The 8,636-nt window shown below is 76.1% G+C and carries 9 protein-coding genes and 1 tRNA gene; 7 read left to right on the forward strand and 3 right to left on the reverse strand.

Annotated features, from left to right (window positions below; all coding sequences use genetic code 11):
• Positions 1–25 precede the first annotated feature (25 nt).
• Positions 26–1,258 carry a PP2C family protein-serine/threonine phosphatase gene (locus ACFQ8C_RS11400; protein WP_383454936.1) on the forward strand — a complete coding sequence of 411 codons (1,233 nt, stop codon included), beginning with the start codon at positions 26–28 and terminating at the stop codon, positions 1,256–1,258.
• Positions 1,259–1,389: 131 nt separating this feature from the next.
• Here ACFQ8C_RS11400 and ACFQ8C_RS11405 read toward each other — a convergent pair.
• Positions 1,390–1,463 (reverse strand) — tRNA-Pro (locus tag ACFQ8C_RS11405).
• A 106-nt stretch (positions 1,464–1,569) separates the two neighbouring features.
• Between ACFQ8C_RS11405 and ACFQ8C_RS11410 the strand changes: the two genes are divergently transcribed.
• Positions 1,570–2,103 (forward strand): DUF309 domain-containing protein, encoded by a 534-nt coding sequence (locus ACFQ8C_RS11410; RefSeq protein WP_383454939.1) that lies wholly within the window; start codon positions 1,570–1,572, stop codon positions 2,101–2,103.
• A gap of 93 nt (positions 2,104–2,196) precedes the next feature.
• On the opposite strand, the gene ACFQ8C_RS11415 is transcribed toward ACFQ8C_RS11410, so the two are convergent.
• Positions 2,197–2,565 (reverse strand): DUF488 domain-containing protein, encoded by a 369-nt coding sequence (locus ACFQ8C_RS11415; RefSeq protein ID WP_383454941.1) that lies wholly within the window; start codon positions 2,563–2,565, stop codon positions 2,197–2,199.
• A 29-nt stretch (positions 2,566–2,594) separates the two neighbouring features.
• Positions 2,595–3,197, reverse strand: coding sequence for a TetR/AcrR family transcriptional regulator (locus tag ACFQ8C_RS11420; protein WP_383454944.1), 603 nt, complete (start codon positions 3,195–3,197; stop codon positions 2,595–2,597).
• A gap of 189 nt (positions 3,198–3,386) precedes the next feature.
• On the opposite strand from ACFQ8C_RS11420, the gene ACFQ8C_RS11425 reads away from it, so the two are divergent.
• From ACFQ8C_RS11425 to ACFQ8C_RS11445, 5 genes are all read left to right on the forward strand, one after another.
• Positions 3,387–4,208: a phosphatase PAP2 family protein gene (locus ACFQ8C_RS11425; RefSeq protein WP_383454947.1), complete on the forward strand. Its 822-nt coding sequence runs from the start codon at positions 3,387–3,389 to the stop codon at positions 4,206–4,208.
• Positions 4,205–5,440 carry a DMT family transporter gene (locus ACFQ8C_RS11430; RefSeq protein ID WP_383454950.1) on the forward strand — a complete coding sequence of 412 codons (1,236 nt, stop codon included), beginning with the start codon at positions 4,205–4,207 and terminating at the stop codon, positions 5,438–5,440. Before ACFQ8C_RS11425 ends, ACFQ8C_RS11430 begins: the two co-directional genes overlap by 4 nt.
• Before the next feature lie 119 nt (positions 5,441–5,559).
• Positions 5,560–6,588, forward strand: a complete 1,029-nt coding sequence (locus ACFQ8C_RS11435; protein ID WP_383454953.1) for an SPFH domain-containing protein — start codon at positions 5,560–5,562, stop codon at positions 6,586–6,588.
• Positions 6,585–7,484 carry a hypothetical protein gene (locus ACFQ8C_RS11440; protein WP_383454956.1) on the forward strand — a complete coding sequence of 300 codons (900 nt, stop codon included), beginning with the start codon at positions 6,585–6,587 and terminating at the stop codon, positions 7,482–7,484. Before ACFQ8C_RS11435 ends, ACFQ8C_RS11440 begins: the two co-directional genes overlap by 4 nt.
• Before the next feature lie 210 nt (positions 7,485–7,694).
• Positions 7,695–8,567 (forward strand): GNAT family N-acetyltransferase, encoded by an 873-nt coding sequence (locus ACFQ8C_RS11445; protein WP_383454959.1) that lies wholly within the window; start codon positions 7,695–7,697, stop codon positions 8,565–8,567.
• Positions 8,568–8,636 lie beyond the last annotated feature (69 nt).

Genomic DNA, 8,636 nt, shown 5'->3' on the forward strand with positions numbered 1-8,636 from the left:
ACGTCGTGGCCTGGGCAGGTGGACGGTGAACGGGGCCGGAATCGACTACCGGACGGTCTTCCAGGCGCTGCCGGGAGCGGCGGCGCTGCTGACCCGTGATCTGGTGTACGCGGACGCCAACAAGGCGTACCTGTCCCTGGCGGGCCGCACCCACGAGCAGATCATCGGCCGCTATCTCTTCGACGTGTTCCCCGACAACCCGAACAACCCCGCCGCGACCGGGGTGCGCAATCTGGGCGCCTCGCTGCGCCGGGTCGTGCAGAGCGGGGAGCCCGACACCATGGCCCTGCAGCGCTACGACGTGGAGCACTCCGACCGGCCGGGGGTGTGGGAGGAGCGGTACTGGAGCCCGGTCAACGTCCCCGTCTTCGGCCCGGACGGCTCCGTGGCCCTGCTGCTGCACCGGGTCGAGGAGGTCACCGAACTGATCCGCGCCCGTGGCGGCAGGGCGGCCGGGGACCGCGCGCGGGTCCTGGAGGCCGAGCTGTACACCCGGGCCCGGGAGCTCCAGGAGGTCAACGAACGCCTCCGCCAGGCGCACGCCCGGGAGCGCGAGGTCGCCCTCCACCTACAGGAGGCGATGCTGCCCGCGCCCCGCCCGCTCGGCCATCACCTGGCCGCGGTGCGCTACCGGCCGGCGATGGGCGCCCTGAACGTGTGCGGCGACTGGTACGACCTGATCGACCGGCCCGGCGGGGGCAGTACCGCCGTGGCGGTCGGCGACGTCGTGGGGCACGGTCTCCGCGCCGCCGGCGTCATGGGCCTGCTCCGCAGCGCCCTGTCCGCCGCCTCCCTGGTCGCCGCCGGCCCGGCCCAGGCCCTGGAGGTCCTCGGCCTGTACGCGCGCTCGGTCCACGGCGCCGAATCCACCACCGCGGCCTCCGTCTTCATCGACTGGAACGCCCACACCCTCACCTACAGCAGCGCCGGTCACCCCCCGCCCCTGCTGCGGCACCCGGACGCCACCGTCACCTTCCTCGACCAGGCCACCGACCCTCCGCTCGGCGCGCGGCCGGAGCACACGACCCGCCCCCAGGCGGGCGTCGCCTTCACCGCGGGTTCCGTCCTCGTCCTGTACACCGACGGGCTGATCGAGCGCCGCCGCGAGGACATCGACGCCGGACTCGCCCGGCTCGCCGCGTCGATCACCCGTCACGGCGCCGAGGACCCGGAGCGGATCGCGGACACCCTGCTGGCCGACCTCGTCCCCCCGGCCGGCCTCACCGACGACACCGCCCTCATCGTCATCCGCCTGTGAGGATCGGGGCCGGTTCCGGCCGGGCCGTCACGCGGCCGGTCGCGGTGGCATCGACGGCACCGGGCGGAAAACGATCGAGGGGCCGTCTCAGATCGCTCTGAAACGGCCCCTCGATCGACGACTCTCTCGAGTCGGGACGACAGGATTTGAACCTGCGACCCCTTGACCCCCAGTCAAGTGCGCTACCAAGCTGCGCCACGTCCCGGTGCCCGTCGGCGGCGGGTTGTTCCCCGCGTCGGCGTGCAGGAGAACATTACCCCACTCCGTGGGTGGAGATCACACTCCGTTCGGCGGAGGCGGAGAATGGCCGGGTGAGCGAGGAATCCGGAGGGCCGGCGCGCGGCCGGGACCGTGACGTGGAGGGGCGGGCGCGCAGCGCCCGGCCCCGGGACGGGCTGGGGCGGCCGTTGCCGTACGGGGCGGCGGGGGTGGCGCGGCAGCCCGAGGGGGTCGTGCGGGAGCCCGGGGAGACCGTGCGGGAGGCACGGCGGCTGCTGGTCGCCGGGATGCCGTTCCACGCGCACGAGGTCTTCGAGGACGCCTGGAAGTCGGGGCCGGGCGGCGAGCGGGAGCTGTGGCAGGGACTGGCGCAGCTGGCCGTGGGGCTGACGCACGCCGCCCGGGGGAACGCGACGGGCGGGGCGCGGCTGCTGCGGCGGGGGGCCGGCCGGGTCGGGGGGTACGCGGACGGGGGCGGCGAGACGTACGGGGTGGACGTCGCCGGGCTCCTGCGCTGGGCCGACGAGCTGGCCGGACGGGTGGAACGGGGCGCGGCCGCCGGGGCCGCACCGGTGGACGCCGCGGCGGAGGCGCCCCGGCTGACGGCCGCCCCGGACGGGTCCTAGGCGGTCGGACGGCCCGGACGGCGGACGGCCTGGACGGATCCCGAGCGGCCGGACCGTGGTGGACCGGCCGCCCCGGGCCCGTCCGGACGGGTCCTAGGCGGTCAGTTCCTCCGCGAGGACCGTGGTGTGGCTGGTCTCGGGGTGTCGGGTGGCGGTGAGGAGGGTGAGGGTGTTCGTCTCGGCGAGGGCGCGGAGGCGGTCGAGGGAGGCGGCGGCTTCGGGGGCCGCGAGCTCGGCCTCGTAGCGGCGGCGGAACTCGTCGTAGTCGCCTTCCCCGGGGCCGTGGTACCAGCGGCGGAGTTCCGTGGACGGGGTGAGGGCTTTCGGCCATTCGTCGATGCGGGCGTCGGCCTTGGCGAGGCCGCGCGGCCAGAGGCGGTCGACGAGGACGCGGACCCCGTCGTCGGGGGACGGGGGTTCGTAGGCGCGGCGGACGCGGACGCCGGGGGTGGTGGCGGGCATGGCCCCAGGGTGCGCGCCCCCGGCGCGCGTCACCCGTCGACGCGCAGGACGGGGAGCAGGACGGCGTCGACGAACGCGCGGGCGGCGGAGGCGTCGGGGAAGCGGTCCTCCAGGAGCCGCTCGATGCGGAGCAGGCCCATGAAGCTGGGGGCGACGAACGCGATGGCCGGGTTGTCGGCGGCGACCTCGCCGCGCTCGACGGCGCGCTGGACGACGGCGTCGATGGCGGCGACCTCGGGCGCGATGACGGTGTCGCGGATGGAGGCGCGCAGGTCGGGGTGGTGGAGGTACGCCTGGGCGACGGCCTCCATGAGCTCGGTGTCGCGTCCGTGGCGGGCCGCGGCGATGCGGGCGGCCTCGTGGAGGTCGCCGGCGAGGCTGCCGGTGTCGATGCCGGTGAAGATCGCGCAGCGGCGGGAGGCGAGGGCGGCGGTGACGAGCTGCGGCTTGGTGCCCCACTGCCGGTAGAGGGTGGCCTTGCCGCACTTGGTGCGGGCCGCGACGCCCTCCATGGTCACCGCGTCGTAGCCGCCTTCGCGCAGGAGGCAGAGCACGGCCTCGTACAGCTCCGTCTCGCGCTCCGGCGTGATCTTGCTGCGGCGGGCGGCGGCGGTGGCGGCCTGTGTGGACATCGGTCCCTCCCGGAAAGCTCCGGGGCTCTGCGCGCGGGGCGAGAGCACCCTTTCTCTGCACATACGAGAGTAGGGGGTGCACAATCGAGACGCAAACGTATCGAGACGCTTGCGTCTCGATGAAATCGGATCTAGAGTTCCTCCGTTTGTTGCAGATTTGACCGATTGACGGATGGGAAGTGCCGCGCCATGGCTACCCGGATACGCGGGACACGCGGGCTCGGCCCCGCCTCCCCGGCGGAGGGCGGGCGGCCGCCGCTCCTGCGCGAGCTGCTGCTCGTCACCGGGCTCTTCCTCGTCTACAAGTTCGGCCGGCTCCTCGCCAACGGCCACGAGGTCCGCGCCTTCCGCAACGCCGACCTCGTGTGGGACGCCGAGCGCGCCCTCCACTTCCCCGGCGAGGGCGTGGTCCAGCAGCTGCTGCTCCACGGCGAACCGCTGATCCGGGCCGCCAACACCTACTACGCGGCCGTGCACTTCCCGGCCACGATCGCCTTCCTCGGCTGGCTGTACTGGCGCCGCCCCGCGCACTACGTGTGGTCGCGGCGCGTCCTGGCGCTGGTCACCGGCGCGGCGCTGGCGCTGCACATCCTGGTGCCGCTCGCGCCGCCCCGGCTGCTCGCCGCGAGCGGCCTGGTGGACACCGCGCGGGTCTACGGCCCGTCCGTGTACGGCGCCGTCCCCGAGACGGACTCCATGGCGAACCAGTTCGCCGCGATGCCGTCGCTGCACTTCGGCTGGGCGCTGATGGTCGCGATCGGCCTGATCGCCGCGACCCGCTCGCCGTTGCGCTGGTGGTGGCTGCTGCACCCGGCGGTGACGCTGCTCGTGATCGTCGGGACCGCCAACCACTACTGGCTGGACGCGGTCGCCGCGGCCGTCCTGCTCGGCTTCGCGCTGCTCGTCGTACCGTCGCCGGCGCGGCCCGCCGCGCCACCCGCCGCACCGCCGCCCCTCCCCGGGCAGCGGTCCGCCGCCACCGAGGCCGTACCAGCGGGGGCGGGGCGATGAACGGCGCCGCCGGCACCGTGCTCGCGGTGCTCCTCTCGCTCGTCTCCGCCGCCGGGTACGCCCTCGCGGCCGTCGCCCAGGCCCGGCTCGCCGCCTCCCCCTCCACCCCCTCGGGGCGCGGGGCGCTGCGGGCGCTGCTCGCGCGCGGCCAGTGGTGGTGGGCCGTCGGCCTCAACGCGGCCGGAGCCGTCGCCCACGTCGCCGCCCTCCACTACGGGCCCCTGACGCTGGTACAGCCGCTCGGCGCGCTGACCCTCGTGGCGGCGCTGCCGCTGGGCGCGTACACCGCCCGGCGACGGGTGACGCGCACCGAGTGGCGGGGCGCGCTGTGGACCCTGGCGGGCCTGGTCGGCCTCGTCGCGGTCACCGGACCGGCCGCGCCCGGCGAGGCGCTGAGCCTGCGCGAGTCCCTGGTGGTCGCCGCGGCGACGGCGCTGCTGATCGCGGCGCTCGCGGGCGGCCGGCGGACCGGGCGCGCGGAGGGCGGCGTACGGGCCGGCGGGCTCGGGCACGCCACCGCCGCCGGTGTCGCCTCGGGCGTCGCGTCGGCCCTCACCCAGACCCTCACGGCCGCGCTCACCCTCGGCCTCCCCGGCGGCCGCCCGGCCTGGTGGCAGACCGCCCTGCTCGCCCTGCTGATCTCCGCCTTCGCCATGGGCGGCCTGCTCCTCTCCCAGACCGCCTACCGGGTCGGCCTGGCCGCCCCGCTCGCGGTCGTGAACCTCTCCAACCCGGCCGCGGCCGCCGTCCTCGGCGTGGCGCTGCTCGGCGAGACCTTCCGCGCGGGCGCCTGGGGCTGGCTGGTCGCCGCGGCGGCCGGCCTGGTCGCGGCCCGCGGCGTGGTCCTGCTCACGACGGGCGGGCCGACACCCCAGGAAGCGGCGCGAGCCCCGGAGCCGGTGACGGTACCGACGCCTGAGCCGGTGGCCGTACCGACGCCGGAGCGGGTGACCGTACCGGGACCGGAGCGGGTGGCCGTACCGACGCCTGAGTCGGTGGTCGTGCGGGCGCCGGAGCCGGTGACCGTATCGACCCCTGAGCCGGTCGCCGTACCGGGGCCCGAGCCGGTCGCCGTACCGACGCCGAAGCCGGTCGTCGTACCGGGGCCGGAGCGGGTGTCCATACCGAGGCCGAAGCCGAAGGCGAAGGCCGCGCCCGCGCCGGAGCCGGTGTCCGTCCTGATGTCGGAACCGGCGTCCCTGCCGGCGCCGGGGGTGGAGCCCGCCCGCTGACCCGGACGGGCGCCACCCCCGCCCCCCTGGCACCCCTCACCCCACGACCCCCTTTACGTCACCTTGACGACAACCGGCTTCCGGCTCTATCGTCATGATGACGACAAGGGGGTACTCTCATGGCCGACATCACCCGGCGGGCAGGCTGGCGCCACCTGCGCTCCGCGCCCACCGCCCACATACGGCACCAGCGGGGCGGCACGCTCGCGCACGACGGGGCCGGGCTCAGCTTCTGGTTCCGGCCGCTGAGCGCCGCGCTCTCCGAGGTGCCGGTGGACGACCGGGAGCTCGCGATGGCGTTCCACGCCCGGACGGCGGACTTCCAGGACGTGAGCGTGCAGTCCACCGTCACGTACCGGATCGGCGACCCGGCGACCGCCGCCGCGCGGCTCGACTTCTCCATCGACCCCGACACCGGCGTCTGGCGCGGGACCCCGCTGGAGCAGATCGCGACCCTGCTCACCGAGTCCGCCCAGCAGCACGCCCTCGACGTGCTCGCGCGCACCTCGCTGGCGCAGGCCCTGGTGGACGGCGTGGCGGCGGTACGGGAGCGGATCACGGACGGGCTCGCCGCCGAGCCCCGGCTGCCGGCCACCGGCATCGAGGTCGTCGCCGTCCGCGTCGTCGCGCTCCGGCCCGAGCCCGAGGTCGAGCGCGCCCTGCGCACCCCCGCCCGCGAGCAGATCCAGCAGGAGGCCGACCGGGCCACGTACGAGCGCCGCGCCGTCGCGGTCGAGCGCGAGCGGGCGATCGCGGAGAACGAACTCGCCAGCAAGATCGAACTGGCCCGCCAGGAGGAACGGCTCGTCGACCAGCGCGGCACCAACGCGCGGCGCGAGGCGGAGGAGTCCGCGGCCGCCGACGCGGTACGGGCGGAGGCCGAGGCCGTACGGAAGGTGCGGCTGGCCCGGGCCGAGGCGGAGGCGGCCCGTGAGGTCGGCGAGGCGCGGGCCGCCGCGCAGACGGCGTGGCTCCAGGCGCACGCCGCCGCCGAACCGGCCGTTCTCCAGGCCCTCGCGCTCACCCGGGCCGCCGAGCACCTGCCCCGGATCGACCACCTCACCCTCTCCCCCGACGTCCTCACCGGCCTCCTCGCCAAGCTGGGCGGCGGCAACGGCAGCGGCGGCGGCGGCGGGGCGGGCGCGTGAGCCTCGCGCCGCGGGCGGTCCTCGTGCACCGCCGGACGGAGTACGAGGAGCTGCTCGCCCGGCACGGGACGCACGGGCAGGCCGCCTTCTTCCTCGCCGCGCGCGGACGCTCGGCCGACGAGGTGCGCGAGCGGCACGAGCGGACGCGGCAGGCGCTGGCGGCCGTCTCCGGCGCCGTCCCGCTGACCTGGCGCCAGACCCGGGTCGAACGCGCCGACCTGGACAGGTTCCTGTTCGGGCCGGAGGACGTGGTCGTGGTCGTCGGCCAGGACGGGCTCGTCGCGAACACCGCCAAGTACCTCGCCGGCCAGCCCGTCGTCGGCATCGACGCCGACCCCGGACGCAACCCCGGCGTCCTCGTCCGGCACCGACCGGCCGACGCCCGCCGCCTGCTGCCGTACGCGGCCGGGGCGGCGGTCGCGGCCGACGAGCTCACCATGGTCGCGGCGGCCACCGACGACGGCCAGCGGCTGCTCGCGCTCAACGAGATCTACGTGGGCCCGCCGGGCCACCAGACCGCCCGCTACACCCTGGACGACACGGAGGGCGGCGCCGAGCCCGAACCGCAGGCGTCCTCCGGGGTGCTCGCCGGGACCGGCACCGGCGCCACCGGCTGGCTCCGCTCGCTCTGGCAACAGCGCTCCAGCGGGCTCGCCCTGCCCGCGCCGGCGGAGCCGCGCCTCGCCTGGTTCGTGCGCGAGGCGTGGCCCTCGCCGACGACCGGCACCAGCCGGGTCGAAGGACTCGTCGGTCCCGGCCAGGGCCTGCGGCTCACCGTCGAGTCCGACCGCCTGGTCGCCTTCGGCGACGGCGTCGAGTCCGACACCCTCGACCTGACGTGGGGCCAGACCGTGCGGCTCACCGTCGCCGACACCCGCCTCCGCCTGGTGACCTGACCCGGCCGGAAACGATCGGCGGCCCGCCGGAGAGGCCGCCAGGAGGCGCTAAGGTGGGGCGCTTTGACCGGTTTGGCATGCGGTGACGCCCACCGGGGGCGAGGCCCGGCGAGCGCGCCGACCCGACCCCGGTCGGCCGGGCAGCGCCTCGCCCGCCTTGACCCTCCGCGTCCGTCTCCCCCGCCTCTCCCCCTCCCAGGAAGGCCCGCCGTGGCACCCCTCCCCGCCTCCCCCGGCCCCGTCGTCGTCGCCCCCGCCACCCGCGCGGAGTGGGAGCTGGTGCGGTCCTGGGCCGCGGAGGAGGGCTGGAACCCCGGGCGGGCGGACGCGGACGCCTTCTTCGCACAGGATCCGGACGGCTTCTTCCTGGGGCGGGTCGACGGGGAGCCGGTCTCCGCCGTGTCCGTGGTCACCTACGGGGACGCGTACGCCTTCCTCGGGTTCTACCTCGTCCGGCCCGAGTTCCGCGGCCGGGGCCTCGGGCTGGCCACCTGGCGGGCGGGCCTGGCCCACGCGGGCGGGCGGGCGGTGGGGCTCGACGGGGTACCCGAACAGCAGGACAACTACCGTCGCTCCGGCTTCGTCACCGCGTACCGCACCGCCCGGTACGTCGGGGAAGTACCACCCCCGGAGCGCCCCGTGACCGGGGTGGTGCCGGCGGAGCGGGTCGACCCCGCGCTCCTCGCCGCGTACGACTCCGCCTGCCACCACGCCGAACGGCCCCGGTTCCTCGCCGCCTGGCTGACGACTCCGGGGCACCGCGCCCTCGCGAGGGTCGCCGACGGCCGGGTCACCGGCTACGGCGTCGTCCGCCCCTGCCAGGACGAGGCCCGCGTGGGCCCGCTGTTCGCGGACGGCCCCGCGGACGCGGCCGCCCTGCTCGACGCGCTCGCGGAGGAGGCGCGGGGCTTCGGCGCGCGGTCGATCGCCGTCGACATGCCGGAGACGAACCCGGCGGCGTCCCGCATCGCGGAGGAACGCGGCCTCACCCCGACCTTCGAGACGGCGCGGATGTACACGGGCCCAGTGCGACCGGTGGCCCGGGAGCGGGTCTTCGGCGTCACGACACTCGAACTCGGCTGAGAGCGGGTCGGATCCGGGTTCCGTCTCCGGTGCCCACAACTGGATCCGACATCCCGGAGGCCGGAGGCC

Origin of the sequence: Streptomyces sp. NPDC056503 (assembly GCF_042794995.1) — a bacterium.
Lineage (GTDB): Bacteria > Actinomycetota > Actinomycetes > Streptomycetales > Streptomycetaceae > Streptomyces.